At 70.8% G+C, this 14,367-nt stretch carries 22 protein-coding genes; 4 read left to right on the top strand and 18 right to left on the bottom strand.

Translation table 11 applies throughout. The features are described 5' to 3' along the window. Window positions 1–399: 399 nt before the first annotated feature. A complete protein-coding gene (locus AB0F58_RS29300; protein ID WP_357149906.1) occupies window positions 400–927 on the bottom strand; it encodes an endonuclease domain-containing protein in 528 nt (175 codons plus the stop codon). Then, a complete protein-coding gene (locus tag AB0F58_RS29295; RefSeq protein WP_357149903.1) occupies window positions 924–1,097 on the bottom strand; it encodes a hypothetical protein in 174 nt (57 codons plus the stop codon). The genes AB0F58_RS29300 and AB0F58_RS29295 overlap by 4 nt, the downstream gene beginning before the upstream one ends. 138 nt (window positions 1,098–1,235) lie before the next feature. Here AB0F58_RS29295 and AB0F58_RS29290 point away from each other — a divergent pair, with 138 nt between their 5' ends. Both AB0F58_RS29290 and AB0F58_RS29285 read left to right on the top strand, forming a co-directional pair. Continuing rightward, complete coding sequence (locus AB0F58_RS29290; RefSeq protein ID WP_357149900.1) at window positions 1,236–1,391, top strand: hypothetical protein; 156 nt, start codon at window positions 1,236–1,238, stop codon at window positions 1,389–1,391. A gap of 356 nt (window positions 1,392–1,747) precedes the next feature. Beyond that, a complete protein-coding gene (locus AB0F58_RS29285; RefSeq protein WP_357149897.1) occupies window positions 1,748–2,182 on the top strand; it encodes a hypothetical protein in 435 nt (144 codons plus the stop codon). A gap of 111 nt (window positions 2,183–2,293) precedes the next feature. On the opposite strand, the gene AB0F58_RS29280 is transcribed toward AB0F58_RS29285, so the two are convergent. After that, entirely contained in the window at window positions 2,294–2,650 is a 357-nt protein-coding gene (locus tag AB0F58_RS29280) for a hypothetical protein (protein WP_357149894.1), read from the bottom strand. A gap of 20 nt (window positions 2,651–2,670) precedes the next feature. Between AB0F58_RS29280 and AB0F58_RS29275 the strand changes: the two genes are divergently transcribed. Then, a complete protein-coding gene (locus AB0F58_RS29275) occupies window positions 2,671–2,931 on the top strand; it encodes a hypothetical protein (protein WP_357149891.1) in 261 nt (86 codons plus the stop codon). On the opposite strand, the gene AB0F58_RS29270 is transcribed toward AB0F58_RS29275, so the two are convergent. From AB0F58_RS29270 to AB0F58_RS29210, 13 genes are all read right to left on the bottom strand, one after another. Further along, window positions 2,932–3,234: a hypothetical protein gene (locus tag AB0F58_RS29270; RefSeq protein WP_357149888.1), complete on the bottom strand. Its 303-nt coding sequence runs from the start codon at window positions 3,232–3,234 to the stop codon at window positions 2,932–2,934. Next, window positions 3,231–3,437: a hypothetical protein gene (locus AB0F58_RS29265; protein ID WP_357149881.1), complete on the bottom strand. Its 207-nt coding sequence runs from the start codon at window positions 3,435–3,437 to the stop codon at window positions 3,231–3,233. Before AB0F58_RS29265 ends, AB0F58_RS29270 begins: the two co-directional genes overlap by 4 nt. Next, window positions 3,421–3,711: a hypothetical protein gene (locus AB0F58_RS29260; RefSeq protein ID WP_357149878.1), complete on the bottom strand. Its 291-nt coding sequence runs from the start codon at window positions 3,709–3,711 to the stop codon at window positions 3,421–3,423. Before AB0F58_RS29260 ends, AB0F58_RS29265 begins: the two co-directional genes overlap by 17 nt. A 3-nt stretch (window positions 3,712–3,714) precedes the next feature. Then, complete coding sequence (locus AB0F58_RS29255; protein WP_357149876.1) at window positions 3,715–4,644, bottom strand: hypothetical protein; 930 nt, start codon at window positions 4,642–4,644, stop codon at window positions 3,715–3,717. Continuing rightward, the gene (locus AB0F58_RS29250) at window positions 4,641–5,576 is read right to left on the bottom strand and encodes a hypothetical protein (protein ID WP_357149873.1); all 936 of its coding nucleotides are present in this window, start codon (window positions 5,574–5,576) and stop codon (window positions 4,641–4,643) included. Before AB0F58_RS29250 ends, AB0F58_RS29255 begins: the two co-directional genes overlap by 4 nt. Continuing rightward, entirely contained in the window at window positions 5,573–6,082 is a 510-nt protein-coding gene (locus AB0F58_RS29245; protein WP_357149871.1) for a hypothetical protein, read from the bottom strand. Before AB0F58_RS29245 ends, AB0F58_RS29250 begins: the two co-directional genes overlap by 4 nt. 9 nt (window positions 6,083–6,091) lie before the next feature. Next, window positions 6,092–7,990 carry a hypothetical protein gene (locus AB0F58_RS29240; RefSeq protein WP_357149868.1) on the bottom strand — a complete coding sequence of 633 codons (1,899 nt, stop codon included), beginning with the start codon at window positions 7,988–7,990 and terminating at the stop codon, window positions 6,092–6,094. Beyond that, window positions 7,987–11,223, bottom strand: a complete 3,237-nt coding sequence (locus AB0F58_RS29235; protein WP_357149865.1) for a phage tail tape measure protein — start codon at window positions 11,221–11,223, stop codon at window positions 7,987–7,989. Before AB0F58_RS29235 ends, AB0F58_RS29240 begins: the two co-directional genes overlap by 4 nt. A 4-nt stretch (window positions 11,224–11,227) precedes the next feature. Beyond that, the gene (locus AB0F58_RS29230) at window positions 11,228–11,614 is read right to left on the bottom strand and encodes a hypothetical protein (protein ID WP_357149862.1); all 387 of its coding nucleotides are present in this window, start codon (window positions 11,612–11,614) and stop codon (window positions 11,228–11,230) included. 20 nt (window positions 11,615–11,634) lie between these two features. Next, complete coding sequence (locus AB0F58_RS29225; RefSeq protein WP_357149859.1) at window positions 11,635–12,195, bottom strand: hypothetical protein; 561 nt, start codon at window positions 12,193–12,195, stop codon at window positions 11,635–11,637. A 77-nt stretch (window positions 12,196–12,272) separates the two neighbouring features. Continuing rightward, window positions 12,273–12,752, bottom strand: a complete 480-nt coding sequence (locus AB0F58_RS29220) for a hypothetical protein (RefSeq protein ID WP_357149856.1) — start codon at window positions 12,750–12,752, stop codon at window positions 12,273–12,275. Between the two features lie 3 nt (window positions 12,753–12,755). Beyond that, the gene (locus tag AB0F58_RS29215; RefSeq protein ID WP_357149853.1) at window positions 12,756–13,106 is read right to left on the bottom strand and encodes a hypothetical protein; all 351 of its coding nucleotides are present in this window, start codon (window positions 13,104–13,106) and stop codon (window positions 12,756–12,758) included. Window positions 13,107–13,115: 9 nt separating this feature from the next. Continuing rightward, window positions 13,116–13,451: a hypothetical protein gene (locus tag AB0F58_RS29210; protein WP_357149850.1), complete on the bottom strand. Its 336-nt coding sequence runs from the start codon at window positions 13,449–13,451 to the stop codon at window positions 13,116–13,118. An 83-nt stretch (window positions 13,452–13,534) separates the two neighbouring features. On the opposite strand from AB0F58_RS29210, the gene AB0F58_RS29205 reads away from it, so the two are divergent. Continuing rightward, window positions 13,535–13,729, top strand: coding sequence for a hypothetical protein (locus AB0F58_RS29205; RefSeq protein ID WP_357149847.1), 195 nt, complete (start codon window positions 13,535–13,537; stop codon window positions 13,727–13,729). Here the strand turns inward: AB0F58_RS29205 and AB0F58_RS29200 are convergent. Both AB0F58_RS29200 and AB0F58_RS29195 read right to left on the bottom strand, forming a co-directional pair. Next, a complete protein-coding gene (locus AB0F58_RS29200) occupies window positions 13,726–14,136 on the bottom strand; it encodes a hypothetical protein (RefSeq protein ID WP_357149845.1) in 411 nt (136 codons plus the stop codon). The genes AB0F58_RS29205 and AB0F58_RS29200 overlap by 4 nt on opposite strands. After that, a partial coding sequence (locus AB0F58_RS29195; protein ID WP_357149842.1) for a hypothetical protein occupies window positions 14,133–14,367 on the bottom strand: 235 nt, incomplete at its 5' end. The genes AB0F58_RS29200 and AB0F58_RS29195, both read right to left, overlap by 4 nt.

The raw sequence follows: 14,367 nt of genomic DNA, 5'->3' as shown, positions 1-14,367 counted from the left end.
CGACGACACTAGTAGTGCCTTGCCGACTAGTCAAGGCACTACTAGGCTTCCGACTATGATTCTGGTTATGGGGAAGACTCTGATGGGAGCGCGCGAGATCCAGGATCGCTTGGGCGTGAGCCGCCAACGCGTCCAGCAACTCCTGGTTCGGACTGACTGGCCCAAGCCGTACCAAGTGCTGGCCATGGGCAAGGTCTGGCTTGCCGAGGACGTTGAAGCGTGGATCCGCGAGCACAGGCCTGAGTTGGCCTCCGAGCCGGAGGGGTAACGGGCTATGAACCGGCGCTTGAGCAGTGCAGCCGGCCGACGGAAAGCCCCGGAGGAATCCCGCCCCTGGTCAGCAAGAAGCGCCCCGCCACCAGCACGGTGGCGGGGCGCTCTGCGTCGGGGGTCTTCGGACTAGAGGCCAGCGGCGCGACAGATCCGGCGGACCTGCTCGCGGCTAAGCCCCACGGCCAGTTGCCGTGGACCGTACGCCTGATGGAGCGATTCCCATGACCGAGGTTTGGTTTTCGCGTCGAGCCGCTCCGGGGCCCAGCCGATGTCGGTCTTCCGAAACCTGCGTCTTCTCGGCCCAACCAGTACCACAGCCTCGGCGCGCGGCTCGTTGATGAGGATTGGCCGGCCCTCCCTGGCGCACAGTTCTGCAATCCATGGTTTGGCTGCTAGGTACGCCCGGTCCTGCTCAGTCAGCTGGCTCCGATACCCGCCGAGGCGCGTGTTGCAGGTTCCGCAGAGGAGCCCACGGACCGCCCACGGCCCCATCTGCGGGCAGTGGTCAACGTAGAGCTGGCGGTGTGCCGACCTGGGCCCGCTGACTCCGCAGAGCTCGCAGCGGTTGCCAGTTGACTCGAATCGCTCGTCATAATCTTCGCAGGTCAGCCGGTAGAAGCGGTGGTTATGGGTGCGGTGCCAGGCCGGCGTCATGCGCCCGGCTCCGGCCGCTTGGGAAGCTTGGCACCCGGCTTGCGGAGCCACCAGTCGAGGAACTCGCGGCACAGTTCGCCGGCTGAGGTGCCCTGCTCCTTGGCCTGCTCCATGGCCGGCTTCCAGGTGTCGTCAGGGATTCGGATCGACCGGTGCTGGGTGTTTGCCATGCCGCCAGCGTACCGCAGTGTACGTACAGAATCCAACGTAGATGTACGTACATTTCTCCCGCCTCAAGGCTTGCGGTGTACGTACAGTCCGGCTTAGACTGTACGTACAGCAAGCGGGATCGATCAGGGGAGACGGACATGGCCACCACCTACACCACCGACTGCGAGGCATGCGGAGCCGCCGGAGCCCAGCTGGTCATCACCCCCAACGGAGGCCTCGCCGAGATGTGCGAGGAGTGCCTCGACATCGAGGAGCGGCAGGCCCTGCTCGACGCCGAGTGTGCCCTCCGCTGACCGGGACGGGGCCGGGCAGCCGGCCCCACCAGCACCCACCCCGGAACGCGCTTTCCCTCTCCCGCTCCCGTACCACAGCACCCGCATGATCGGGGCGTTGTCCACAGCCGCCGCCGTTGTCCACAGCCGGACCGGCGGCGGTTGCACGTCCAGCCCCCCGCCCGGCACGCTCACCGGGTCGGCGCGGTCACCCTCCGGGCCGCCGGCCACACCTGCGGGCGGTGGGGCGGCACCGGTCGGCAGGCCACCGACGTCCGGGCCCGGACACACGACAGCGCCGTGACCCCCACCCAGGGGACACGGCGCTGTCACGTAGCCGACACCCACAGTGGACCGCAGCGGCTACGGTGCGGCCCGTGACCCGAGCCCTTCCCGCCACCATCGCCGCCGCCCTGCTCTGCACCGTGCTGACCGGATGCGGCCCCAAGGACACCGAGCCGGCCGCCGCACCCCCCACGATCAAGGCCGCCGGCACCATCACCGTCGACCTGCCCCACTTCGCATGGAACCCCGGCGAGGGATGCTGGGGACGCGAGGACCACGAGCAACTCCGTGCCGGAGCGACCGTCACCGTCCACGACAACACTGGCACCACCGTCGGCATGGGAAAGCTCGCAGAGGGCACCGTGACGATGCAGCCAGACGGCGAGAAGGCACAGAACTGCACGTTCGCCTTCGAGGTCGGTGACGTGCCGGCTGGCCGGAAGTTCTACTCCATCGAGGTCGTCGGTGAGGAGCGCGTGCAGGTGTCCGAGGGCGACCTCGGCCGTGTCCGGCTCAGGCTCGGCTGACCCGAGACGCGACGAAACGCCCCCACCCCGGCCGTGAGGCCAGAGGTGGGGGCGCTGAGTCGTTTGGTCGGCGCTGCCCGGGACATCACCGGGAGCACCGCGGAAGCGATCCTACCGGGGCAGTGCGACCGGAGCCTTACCGCTCTGCTCCGCCGCCGGGGACACCTGCGGGCGGATCCCGAACAGGGCGAACCCCGCCACGATCGCGCCGCCGATCGCCGCGACCGCCTCGTCCGACACGTGAAGGTGGTACTCGGCGAGCAGCACCGCCCCGGCGGCCACCACACCGACGTACAGGGCGGGGGCAGCCGGGCGGGTCGTCCAGGCGGTGATGCCGGCGGCGAGCAGCGCGGTGAGCGCGGCGGCCTGGCTGGCGGACAGCCACGGCAGGTTGAGGGCGGCGAGCACGGTGATGAGGGAGCCGATGGCGCCGATGATCAGCGCCGGCTCACGGCCGAAGATGCGCATGATGCTCCTAGGGTGTGGGTGTGGCTGGAATTCCGCAGCTCAGAGAGGCCGGCTGGCTGTACGCGCCTGGCGACGACTACGTGCCGGTCGCGCACGTGCGCCTCGAGGAACGGGTCGACGGGACCGGCTGGGATCTGTACCTGTCCGACCCGGCGTCTGCGCCGAGCGAGCACGCCCGCTACGGCGACGAGGCCGAAGCGCGGGCCGCACTGGACCGGATCTACGCGGCCGGCCGGGAACGCGGCAAGTGGCAGGTCCACCACCGGCCGGGCGTCGTGTAGTTACCGGCGGGTGGGCTGGTCGTCGTGCTGCTCACGGTGCAGCAGCACGCACCGCCACACGAGCTGGCCGACCAAGGCGGCGAACACGAGCGTCACCACGAACTCGCGGCCCGGGTAGTCCGGCCACACCCGGCCAGCAGCAGCGAGCGTCAGCAGCACCCCCAAGTTGGCGGTGAACACCATGACGTGCATCCCGCCCGGGTTGCGCCGCCAGTCCCCGCCCGTGAGGACGTGGTACGCGCCCACGAAGTACCAGCAGACGCCGGCACCAACCACCGCGAGCGCGGCGGTCAGGTTGTTCATCTCGTTCCCTTCAGGGCTCGGGTGATCATCGGGCCGAAGTGGTTGCGTCGACGCAGCTCATTCAGCCGGTCGGCGACCCGCTCGACCTGGTCGTCGTCGGCGAGGGCCGCCGCCAGATCCTGATGCGCCTGCTCCAGCCCTTGCCGGGCCTCCACCGTCTCCGGGGAGGCCGGCTCGCGCTTGCGTCTACGCCACCAGGTCATCGCGGCCCGCCTCCCTGGCCAGCCCCTGTAGGAGTTGGATCGTCAGGTCAGAGTTCGGGAGGAGCTTCTGCACCTGTTCGTCGCGGACCCTCACCTGCTCGTCGCGGACCGCCAGAGTCTGCTGGAGATAGACCACCTGCTCGGCCTTGTCGCGAACCCGGTCCTCGTGCACCGTCCGGGGCACCAGGCGGCCGGTGAGGACCAGCCCGATGACGAAGAGCAGGATGCCGACCGGCCCGCCCGTGCCGAGCAGTGCGGCGGGGATGTCCGGCACCGGCTAATCCCGGGGGGCGGCGGCGAGGAGCTCGCCCATCCGTCGGAGCACCTCGGCCGCGTCGAGCGTGCCGTCCTGGCCCTGCCGCACCAGATCGGCCAGCTCGGCGTCCCGCGCGGCGGCGGCCTCGTCCCGGGCCCGCTCCTCCTGGGCGAGCTGCTCGATCCGGGCCAGGATCGTCCGGGCGTCCGCGCCCTGCTGTGCGGTGAGGATCGCGTCGAGCTTCGCGTCGACCCGGCCGCCCTTGGCGATCAGGATGCCGTGGGCCGACGGGTGCCCCTCGTCGGCGTACTGCCACGGCAGACGGCGCAGTTCCTTCACCACGGTCGGGTCACGCAGGATGGCCGCGAACTGCTGAGGTGTCATGTCGTCCTCCAGGTCTCCGGCCAGCAGGCCGATGCTCGTCAGGTAGCGGCGGAACAGACCGGCTTGGTCGCGGCCCGCCCGGATCGCGTCGCGGTGGTAGGAGATGTGCGTGTGCCAGCGGTGCGAGCTGTCACCGGTCGACCTCTTGCCGAGCCGGTCCCACCGCTTGACGGTGCGGCCGTCCGGAGACCAGATGACCTCCCGGATGTCCCGGGTGTCGGGTGCGTCCGCGCGGCACTGGCCGACGATCCACGCGGACAGGTGCGGCAGGTCGTACACCCGGCCGTCCCGCCAGACCCGGAACTCGCCCACGTCGAGGGCGCACGCCCACTCGGCGAGCCCGGACCGGTCGCGGTTGGACTCGGTTACCGAGTAGTCGCGGATCTGCCCACCCTCCCGGCGGACCCGGTCGGTGCCGCAGTGGTAGCCGCCCACGTGGGCGGGGTCGCCGACGATGCCCACCTCGGCGGGGTCCAGGTCGGTGTGCACGGTCCGGCCGGGCTGGACGTCGAGGTGGTCGAGGAGCAGCCGGCGGGCGGCCAGCAGGGTTTCCGGGGCGCGGGTCATTGGACGCTCGCATTCCTGGCGCAGAACAGCGCCGCCTGGGCCAGCCGGGTCTGCACGTCAGCCGGCGGGTTGGCGATGAACTGATCGGCCTCCGGCAGCCACTGGTCGCCCAGCTCGCCCCACAGGGTGATCGGCGACCCGTACCGGCGGGACCACGACCCCACCCCGCCGGGGGTGGACACGAGCCGCATGTGCGCCAGCGGCGACAGCGGATCATCCGGCCACGAGTTCGTCATCAGCTTGTAGATGGCCTCCCGACCCACCCAGTACTCCAGCGGGTACATCGACTGGGCGGAGTACGACTGGTGGTCGGGATCCTGGTTCGGGCCGTCGTCGATGTACGGCCACCAGATGTCGCCGGTGCGGTAGGCGTTGCTCTGGTGGATGGTGATGTCGGTGATGAGTCGGTGCATGCCCGTCCCACCGAACCCGGCTGCGTTCGCCCGGTGCAGGAAGTAGGCGACACCCGCGCTGACGTTGTGGACCTCGTAGCCGGGCTGGCAGTCCACCGGCCTCGTCGAGTAGGCGACGCACTGGCCGCGCTCCACCAGCACCCGGGGCATCGCGAGGAGCCGGTCGACGATGCCCTGTACCCGGTCGCGGGGAACCGCCCCGGCCTGGAAGCCGTTCAGGAACGGGATGCCGACGTGGTCGGCGAGGGTCACCGTGTAGGTGGTGTCCTCGTCGTTGACCGAGCCGTCCGCGAACGCGTCGTAGCTGCGGTTGATGCCCCACCCGCCGTCAGGGTTCTGCAGGGCGTAGACCTTGGCCAGGTAGGCCGTGACGTAGGAGTGCGTCCACCCGTACAGCCGTCCGCACGCCTCCGCCATCGACGCGTACGCGTACGCCCCTTCAGCCCCGCCGTCGAGCGCCCGGAACCGGTTGACGGCGGTGACGGCCCGCAGCCGCCATGCGTCGCCGCGGGCCGTCACGATACCCTCCGCAGCAGCAGGTACGAGCCGGCGAACACCCGGGTCGGGGTGGCCGAGGACGCGCGCTGCGCCCAGCGGAGCTGCACGCCGCCGCCGGTGCCGCCCACCACGAGGAGTCCGTGCACCATCGCCGCGCAGGTGGTGCCGGCACCGATCGCCCCGAACGCGGGGGTGTCGGTGGCGCCGAACGCGGCGGTCTGGTCGTCGGCGTAGTTCACGGCGCTGGTGTGTTGGCCGACGGCGATGTAGTCCCAGCTGGTGCCCGACGGCAGGGTCCAGCCGGTCTGGATGTCGCCGGTGGTGTCGCCGTCGTAGCGGATCACGCAGGTCATCTCGTAGGCGGTGTTCGCGTCGACCGTGACCGTGAGGTGGTCGTCGCCCTGCAGCGTGATGGAGTTGGTCACCGACTCCGTCGCTGTCTTACGGGCGTAGGTGACGTTCACGAACCAGTTGTTGACCTCGGTCGCGGACGGGACATCGCCCGTCGCGTACACGGGAGCGGGCACAGGGCCTCCTCAGAATCCGATCGCGTTGACGCCGATGCGGCCCAACTCCACGTGGCCGATCGTCCAGAACTGGAAGCTGCTGGCCGACTGGAGCGTCAGCCGGGTCGTCCACTGCAAGTCGCGGACAACGTCGTGCTCGACGCCTCGCACGAACACGTCCCGCCGGATCACTCCTCCGCCGGGCGGCCGGCGGATCACCCTGATCCGGTCGCCGAACTCCCGGCCCAGGGCCTGCGCCCACAACCGGGCGTCCCCCCGAGGCAGGAGAGTCATCTGTGAGAACCGCAGTTCCGGTTCCGACGCCTGGTGCAGGACGTACCGGCCGTAGCTGAGCACCTCGGCGTCGGTTTCCAGCAGCAGGTCCGACCGTTGGTAGGTGCGGGTCAGGTAGCGGGCCCGCGACGCCGGGTCTTCGACCACCTGAGGGGTACCGCCGGCCCGGGAGACGGTGGCCAGGTTGTAGATGGACTGGGCGTCGTAGGTGATGGCCACGTCGGCGTACGGAAGCTCCGGCAGCCCGTCCAGGGGACCGGCTGTGATGTCGTCGACGGACACGGCCACCGGCAGCGTGTTGGTGTTGCTGGTGGGCAGCAGGGTGCGGATGCCCGGCGGGCCGGCGTCGAAGGTGGTGTCGATGGCGGTGGTCTGCCAGCTGGTCGGCGGGGTTCCGGATTCCAGCCACGCCATCGCCCGCAGTGTGGTCCCGTCGGCCTGGGCGCGGACCCGCACTCGGGTCCCGGCGGTGTACGTGTCGGGCACGGCCACGCCGGTGAGGGTGGTGTCGGTGCCGCCGGTCCGGCGGACCAGTGACAGCGTCAGCAGCCCGCCGATCTCGAATCCGAGCTGGGCGCGGTAGTGGTCGTTCGCCGGGTCGACCGCGCGCAGCATCAGCGCTGCCCGGATGGGTGCGCCGGTGGCCACGGCGGACGCGGCGAACGTCGCCGCGACGTCCTCGGCGTCGGCGACTCCGGCGAGTACCGCCCGCCGGGACACGTTGAGGCTGCCCAGCGACTGCACGCCCACCCCGGCGGCCACCGAGTAGTCGCCGACCGCGCCGCCCGCCGTGGTCCACGTCTGGCCGGTGTCCGCCACGCCCCACCCGCCGACAACGGCCCGGGAGAAGCTGTCTGCCACCTGGACGGCTCCGCCGTCTCCGCTGAACGTTGCCTGCGGCGTCGTCGACTGCGCCTCCGTCAGCACGGCCCGGCGGCGCCGGAACCGGGCAAGCCCGGCGGCGTTGATGTAGAACTCGCCCAGCTCCGACTCGGCCGTCAACTGCAACTCAGACAGGGCGTTGCCCTCCAGTTCGGTGGCCTGCATCGTGGAGTCGCCGACGTCCACCATCCGATCGACTGTCGGCCAGCCCGCCGAGGTGAGGATCCGGTGGATCCGCGCCCCGGACCGCTCGCTGCCGCCAACGGGCGCGGACGCGGGACGGTCGTAGCTGGTGAGCACCGAGAAGCCGTCGGAGACGGTGAGGGTGACGGTGCTGCCCGTCGGGCCCTGGTAGTCGACCTGCCAGTCGTCGACGTAGCCGCGCAGGATCGGGTAGGCCACCCCGTCCCACTCGGCACGGACCCGCACCGCCCGCATCGGCTCGACCTGACTCACCCCGGCCACCACGTACGGGCCGGACAGGTTGGTGGGGTCGAATCGGCGGTCGTGGTTCTTCAGCAGGATGGTGGCGGTGCCGGCCTCGTACCGCAGGGTCGGCCCGTCGGCGCGGGTCGCGGGGCGGCGGGTCGACACCGACACCACCCACGGGGAGATGTCGGTCCACAGTTCTTCCGGGCCGACTGCGGCGGTGCCGATCCGACCGCGCACCGGGTCGCCGATGTGCCAGTACGCTCCGGTGCTTGGCGACCCGGTGAAGCCAACCTCGACGATGATCCGCGCCAGGTTGGTCACGGTGCTCTCCACTTTGTGCCGGATCGGCGTTCGTACGCCTGGATCGCCTCAACGGACACCCGGCCTACCTCAGCCAGGTTCGCCGTCGGCGGGACGTTGACCGTGAGTTGGATAGTGCGGTTCACCACCACGGTGGTCCCGCCCGCCGCCGCGCCCACGCCGGGCACCACCGTTTCCGGGCCCCGCTCGCCGAACGAGTAGCTGTTGCCGCTGCTGAGACCGACCCCCACCACCGGTTCGGCGATGACCCCGCCGCCCGCCATGGCGATGTGAATGTGGTTGCGGTGCGCCTCCATCAACGCGTTGTTGAAGCTGCCCATGTTCCGACCGCGGGTGTAGGCGTAGTCGCGGCTGTTCGTGCGGTGGATCAGCTCCAGCGGACGGCGTGCGGCCAGGAACCTCGCCAAGGCGTCCTGGTTGTAACCCATCCAGTCCACGGCCCGGCCGGAGCCGTGCCACTTGGGATCGCCCGGCCGGTAGCCGTTACCGAATTCGCCGGACAGGGGTCCGGTGCCACGGATCATCGCCGCGATCCCCCGCCACAACCCAGAGTCCCCACGCTGAGCCGCCGGACTCGACGGCCACGGACCGAACGCCGGCATCACCGCGGCGGCGGCCTCCGCCCGCGACGGGATGCGGGTCATCGTCGCCGACGTTCGGTACGGCAGCAGCACCAGCCCACCGTCGGCGTACCCGCTGCGCAGCTGCCCGGTGGCGTTCATCTCCTCCAGCAGGCCCGGGTGGCGGCGCTCGATCTGCTGCCGCGACTCCTTCTTGATGACGAACTCGTCGGCGTGTACGACACCGGCCGGCTCGTACTTGCTACCCGGACCGGTCCACCCACCCGAGTGGTAGTCCCGACCCTGGACCGGACCCTGGAAGCCGGCAGGGATGGTGCCCTTCTTGAGCGCCTGCTGGTAGATCGACAGCCGCTTCAGTCGATCCTCGGCGGCCGGGGCACCGACCACCGACACGTTCGCCTTGTAGCTCCCGTCGTACTTCTCCGCCTCGGCTTTGGCGACCCGGAACTGCGCGGCGACGTCGCCGACCTGCCGTTCGGTCAGGCCAGCGGCGAGCAGGGTGCCCCGCAGGGCAGGCGTCATCGAGCCGTTGAAGGTGCCGGACAGCTCGCCGGCGCGGCTCTGCAACTCGATCGCCGCCAACGCCAGGTTCCGGGTGGCGTCTTTCGCCTCCACCGAGTTACGGCCGTGCTCCTTGACCGCCTCGGCCGCCTCCTTCTGCTTCTCCGTCAGCTTCTGCTGGGCGTCGAGGAACCCGAACACCGGGTCCGTCTCCGCCTTCATCATGTCGGCGAGCGCGATCAGTGCGTCACGCTGCCCCTGAGACGCGGCGGTCGCCGCTTCGGCGACCGTCTTGTACTCCTTCGTCACACCGGTCAGTGAGCTGGTCGGTGCCACCGCCTCAGCCGCAGCCCTGCCGGTGGTCTCCAGCGCCGCCGCGTACTGGGGGAACAGCTTCTTCAGCTCGTCGACCTCAACGCCGCTCCTGGCGGCCTCGGCGGCCAACCGGTCGAAGGCGCCCTTCGCCGAATCCGCGTTCCCGCTGGACACCATCTGCGCGAACGCCTGGTCCATTGCGGTTACCCGCTCCCGGGTGCGGGTCAGGCTGGTATTCGTCGAGTCAAGGCCCGGCACGACGCCCTCAAGGAGATCCTGACCCCAGCGGGCGAACTTCCGCCGCGAGTTATCGGTGTCCGCCAGGAACTTCAGGCCGACGTTCAGGTCTTTCATGTCGGAGCCGAGGACGCGGGCGGACTCGCCGGCGAGCTTCCCCGACGTTCCCCATGCGTCGAGGCCCTTGGCCATGGCATCGATCTGCGGGTTGAGGTCCCCGACCATCTTGTTGACGATCGCGCCGGTGACCTGAAGGGCGGCGAACGCCACCGTGGCCCGGCCCGCCCATTTCGTGGTGGCCTCCAGGCCGCGGGCGGCCCGGGTGCCAGCCGGGCCGGTTGCGGCCAGCTCCTCCCGGAAGTCGGCGTTGGCCCGGCGGGCCCGCACCCAGCCCGCGCCGAGCAGGGTCGTTGCCCCGCCCAGCGCGGCCAGCACGGTGAGCGTGCCGCCGACAGCCGGGGGAAGCTGCGACAGTTCGTTGACGACCCCGTCGAGGCCCTGCGTCAGCAGCCGCAGCCCTGAGTTGGGGCCGGACGCCGACTCGATCGCCAGGGTCTCCAGGCTGCCCTTCAGCCGTTCGATGTCCCCGGCCAGGTTGTCGGTCCGCATCGCGGCGGTTTCGGCCGCATACCCGGCGTCGTTGGTCTTGTCGATCCACGCCTGGATGCCCTCGGCGCCCTGCTCGTACAGGATGGTGGACGCCCGGACGGCGTCCGAGCCGAAGATGGTCGCCATCGCGTTGGCCCGCAGCTCCGGCGTCAGGCCGCTGAGCTGCTTCTTGAGCTGCCCCGCCAGGGCGGTGATGCCGATGAAGTTGCCCTGCGCGTCGTACGCCGAGATGCCGAGCTCGTTCATCAGCTCCTTGGTCGAGCCGGCCGGGGCCTGGAGCATCTGGAGCATCGTCTTGAAGCTGGTGCCAGCGTCGGAGCCGAGCAGGCCTGCGCTGGCGAACGCGGCCAGGGTGCCCGTGGTGTCCTCGATCGTCAGGCCAGTGCCGGCGGCGACCAGGCCAGCCTGGTTGAGGGCCATGCCCATGTCGTGGACGCTGCCCTGGGCCTTGCCGGCCGCGGCGGCGAGCAGGTCGGCGACGTGCGGGACGTCGGAGCCGCGCAGTTTGAACTGGGTCAGGGCCGATGCTGCCGTCTCCGCCGACTCGGCCACGCTCAACCCGCCTGCGGCGGCCAGGTCCAGGGCACCCCGCAGACCACCGGTCAGGATCGCCGTCGTGCTGACACCAGCCTTGGCCAGCTCCTCGATTCCCTGCGCCGCCTCGGTCGCCGAGAACGAGGTGTCCTTACCGGCCTGGAGGGCTGCCTGCCGGAGCCGCTCCAGGTCGGCGGTGGAGGCCTTCGTCGCCGCCTGTACGGCCGACATCTGCTTCTCGAAGTCCATCGCGAACTTCGATGCCATGGCCGCCGCCCCGAGCAGGCCGACACCCATCAGTGCCGCCTGGTCGGCGACCTGGTCGAGCCGGCCCGCCTGGGCCGCCTTGTCCATCTCGCCGAGCAGGTCCCGGGTCGCGCCCTTCGCCTGCCGCATGCCCGCGATGTAGCCCGACACCTCGGCCTGGAGTTTCACCCCGACGGTACGCAGCGCCATCCGGCTACCTCCCCACCTTGGTGACGTGCCACAACCGGGCGCCGCCGATGATGTCCTGCGTCTCGTGGGCCCTCTGCGCCTCCAGCAGCGCCAGCCGAGCCCGACAGACGACCCGGCCCGCCACGAACTGCGGACCGCCCTCTTCGGGGCTGGTCGTGTCGGCGTACCGCTGGCCGCAGCCGCACGGGCACCGCTCGCCTCGGTACGCGGCCAGGGCCTCCATCCATGCCTGCTGCTGCTGGTCCCACTCGGACTCCGGCTGGGACCACGACCGGATCAGCCGCCCGTCGCTGTCGTACTCGTGCTCGGTGACCGTGACCGGCTCCCACCCGCCGAACCGGCGCAGGCTGATGCCCAGCCGCTCCGCCGCCTCCAACCGGTCGCGTAGCACCGGGTTGCGGCGGATGCGGCCTACGAGAAAGGGATGTCGAGCGGGTACCGCGACAGGGCGAGCACCTCGGCGGCGGCGGCCTGAACCTGCGGGTGCGTGAGCACGCCCGGATGGCCGTCCGCGCCGAGCAGGTTCGCCCAGTCCTCCTCGTCCAGCTCTGGCGCGACCGTGCCCGCCCGCAGCAGCGCACCCGGGAAGGTGGTGGTGTTCCAGCCGGATTCGGCGTCGCGCGGGTCACCATCGGTGTTGTCGGTCTTCCGGCGCGGCGGGTGCGCGTCAACCAAGCGCTGCCACTCGTCGTCCGACAGCGCCCGCACGGTCAGCTTCAACGCGTACTCGTCGAGCCGGTCCCGCAGCTGGTCGACACGCTCCCGCAGGACGGTACGGTTCGGGCCCGGTTCCTCGAGCGACGCGCCGGGGGGCGGTACATCTGACGGCTCGGCGGCGTTCTCCAGGTCCGCGACCGCCCGCTGGTACTGCTCGACCAGACCCATGTCGGGTGCGAGCCACACCGTGATCGGCTTGGTGACGGTGCCACGGCTGTCCCTGGCTCGACTGATTCGGTCCTTGATGCTGCTCATGCTCTGGCCCTTCATCCTGGCCCAGGGCACGGGGCAGGGGCGGACCGGGCCAGATGGTCCGCCCCTGCGATCAGGGATCAGGCGACAGCCGCGCGCAGAGCCGGCGAGCTGGTGATCTTCAGCGGGATCTCGTACCGCTCCACCGTGTTCGGCTCCGGGTCCAGGCGGGCCACCTCGCCGCACAGCGCCGGGTACACCTCGACCTTCTGTGCGGACGCCCACGCCGTGGACGCGGTGACGGACCGGCGGATCACCACGTACCCGGCCGCGTCCCGCACCAGGGTGTCGAAGATGGTGTCGGTGCCGGTCTGCTTCTTCAGCCGCAGCATGACCCCGCTGAAGCTGGTGCGGCCGTTCACCGAGGTGGAGAACGTCGAGTCCAGGCTGCTCGTGTCGACGTCGGCGGTCTCCGGACGGAACCCGACCAGACCGTCCGCCGTCATCGTCGACTGGAGCAGCATGCCGGCGTTCAGCTCGGTGGTGGTCGGCGCGTTGATGTTCGCGATGCTGGGCACCCAGGCGACCCGGGTCCTGCCATCAGCGGTGATGTCGGGCATCGATCAGCTCTCCTTCGGGGTGGTGCCGCTGGCGGCGGTCCGGTCGGTGCTCTTCGGGACGACAGCGGACGCCACCGGCGCGGCTTGGTCGACGAGCTGCGAGTCGTGGAGCACGTCCACCGGCTCCGGCGGGGCGGCCGGATGCCAGCCCAGGCCCTGCCACTGCTCGATCACGGCGGCGGCGAACCGCTGCCGCCCACCCGTCTCCGGGTGTTCCATCCACACCATGTCGCCGGGTTCCGGCTCGGTCGTTTCCGCCCAGCCGAGCGGCTTCCACCGGTCCCGCTCGGCCGCGCCCTCGACGAGCGCCTTATTGCCGTACCCGTCGGCCATCCAGTAGTCGGTCTTCGCCATGACGCCCTCTCAGCAGCGGATCAGCTTGTAGGTGACGGAGGTGGTGCCGGAGAACGCCACCGTGGCCACCCCGGTCGCCGGGTTGACGTGGGCCGGGGACAGCCGGAACCAGCGGTCCGCGCCCGCCGGGACCGCCTGGGCGACCGCCGTGCCGGCGTTCCCGACCGCCGTGGTGCCCGGGTCGGTGATCGTCACGTTGATCGACCCCCCCGAGCCGTTGATCACGTTCAGCAGCGCTCCGAGGCTGCCAATGTCCGATGACGAGACGGTGTCGGAGGACGTCACCGGTGCCGCGCTGACGGTGGTCGCCGCGGCGGTGACCGAGGTTGCGGTGAGCAGGGCCATGCGGCACCCCTTCCGTTGTGGTTCGTGGTGGTCCGCCCACGCGGGGCGGTAGTTGGATACGCGCACTCGGTACGGTGCGCGGCATGAGTCAGCACGAATCGCGGTGGAGCCTCGCCCACACCGGCAACCGGATCCTCCTGGCCGTCATCGCCGGAGCGCTCATCGCCTGCCTGTGCGGAGGCACCGACCTGCCCGTCGCGACGCAGCTCGTCATCCTGCTGGGCGTGGGCGGAGTGACGTACGCGCTGGTCACCCTGCTCCACCGAACGCGGCGTTAGGCCGGAACGGACTCCAGCCGGTACACGTCGACCCGGTCCATCACCACCGTGCCGGTCGACTCGTCGCGCTCCGGTGGGCGGCCCTCCTCGCGGCGGATCGGCCAGCACACCCGGCCGGCCACCGTCGGCACCGCGTCGAGCAGCGCCGACCGAACCCGGTCCCCGACCGCCCGCGCCATCGCCCCGTTACCGGCGACGCTGTGCACGTACGCCCGGACCACGTACCGCTGCGACTGGCCGTCCAGCGGGCGGGAGTCGGGCAGTTCCGGGTCCTCGTCGGCGAAGTACACCAGCACGTACGGCGCGACCGTGCCGTTCGGCACCGACCCGTCGAGCACGGTCAGCGGTGTGCCCGGCGCGGTGCGGAGCAGGTTGAGGATCGCGTCCGCGTGCGCCTTCGCGGTCATGGCTTCTCCAGCAGCCGCACGCCCAAGTCGTCGAGCGCCTTCTCGAAGCGCGGCAGCTCGGCCGCGCCGGCCGGACCCATGTGCGGGATCGGCGCGTTCTTCACCGTGCCGTACTCCAGGATGTTGCCCAACGGGCCCTGGCGGCGCTCCTTGTCCGGGCCGATGTCGGCGGACGCACCGGTCGGCGTCTCGGTCGAGTCGTAGGTGATCGCGTACGGGTACGCCGGGGCG

The organism is Micromonospora sp. NPDC023956, from assembly GCF_040639195.1.
Classification (GTDB): Bacteria; Actinomycetota; Actinomycetes; order Mycobacteriales; family Micromonosporaceae; genus Micromonospora.
The sequence above is the reverse complement of the archived record's forward strand: the minus strand, read 5'-3'. Positions and strand labels throughout refer to the sequence as shown.

Bases quoted from the DNA above. Each gene is read 5' to 3' on its own strand.
- AB0F58_RS29300 (WP_357149906.1), bottom strand. From the start codon at position 927: ATGACGCCGGCCTGGCACCGCACCCATAACCACCGCTTCTACCGGCTG.
- AB0F58_RS29280 (WP_357149894.1), bottom strand. From the start codon at position 2,650: ATGCGCATCTTCGGCCGTGAGCCGGCGCTGATCATCGGCGCCATCGGC.
- AB0F58_RS29200 (WP_357149845.1), bottom strand. From the start codon at position 14,136: ATGACCGCGAAGGCGCACGCGGACGCGATCCTCAACCTGCTCCGCACC.
- AB0F58_RS29220 (WP_357149856.1), bottom strand. From the start codon at position 12,752: ATGCCCGACATCACCGCTGATGGCAGGACCCGGGTCGCCTGGGTGCCC.
- AB0F58_RS29225 (WP_357149859.1), bottom strand. From the start codon at position 12,195: ATGAGCAGCATCAAGGACCGAATCAGTCGAGCCAGGGACAGCCGTGGC.
- AB0F58_RS29215 (WP_357149853.1), bottom strand. From the start codon at position 13,106: ATGGCGAAGACCGACTACTGGATGGCCGACGGGTACGGCAATAAGGCG.
- AB0F58_RS29205 (WP_357149847.1), top strand. From the start codon at position 13,535: ATGAGTCAGCACGAATCGCGGTGGAGCCTCGCCCACACCGGCAACCGG.
- AB0F58_RS29270 (WP_357149888.1), bottom strand. From the start codon at position 3,234: ATGAACAACCTGACCGCCGCGCTCGCGGTGGTTGGTGCCGGCGTCTGC.
- AB0F58_RS29290 (WP_357149900.1), top strand. From the start codon at position 1,236: ATGGCCACCACCTACACCACCGACTGCGAGGCATGCGGAGCCGCCGGA.
- AB0F58_RS29210 (WP_357149850.1), bottom strand. From the start codon at position 13,451: ATGGCCCTGCTCACCGCAACCTCGGTCACCGCCGCGGCGACCACCGTC.
- AB0F58_RS29255 (WP_357149876.1), bottom strand. From the start codon at position 4,644: ATGACCCGCGCCCCGGAAACCCTGCTGGCCGCCCGCCGGCTGCTCCTC.
- AB0F58_RS29265 (WP_357149881.1), bottom strand. From the start codon at position 3,437: ATGACCTGGTGGCGTAGACGCAAGCGCGAGCCGGCCTCCCCGGAGACG.
- AB0F58_RS29235 (WP_357149865.1), bottom strand. From the start codon at position 11,223: ATGGCGCTGCGTACCGTCGGGGTGAAACTCCAGGCCGAGGTGTCGGGC.
- AB0F58_RS29295 (WP_357149903.1), bottom strand. From the start codon at position 1,097: ATGGCAAACACCCAGCACCGGTCGATCCGAATCCCTGACGACACCTGG.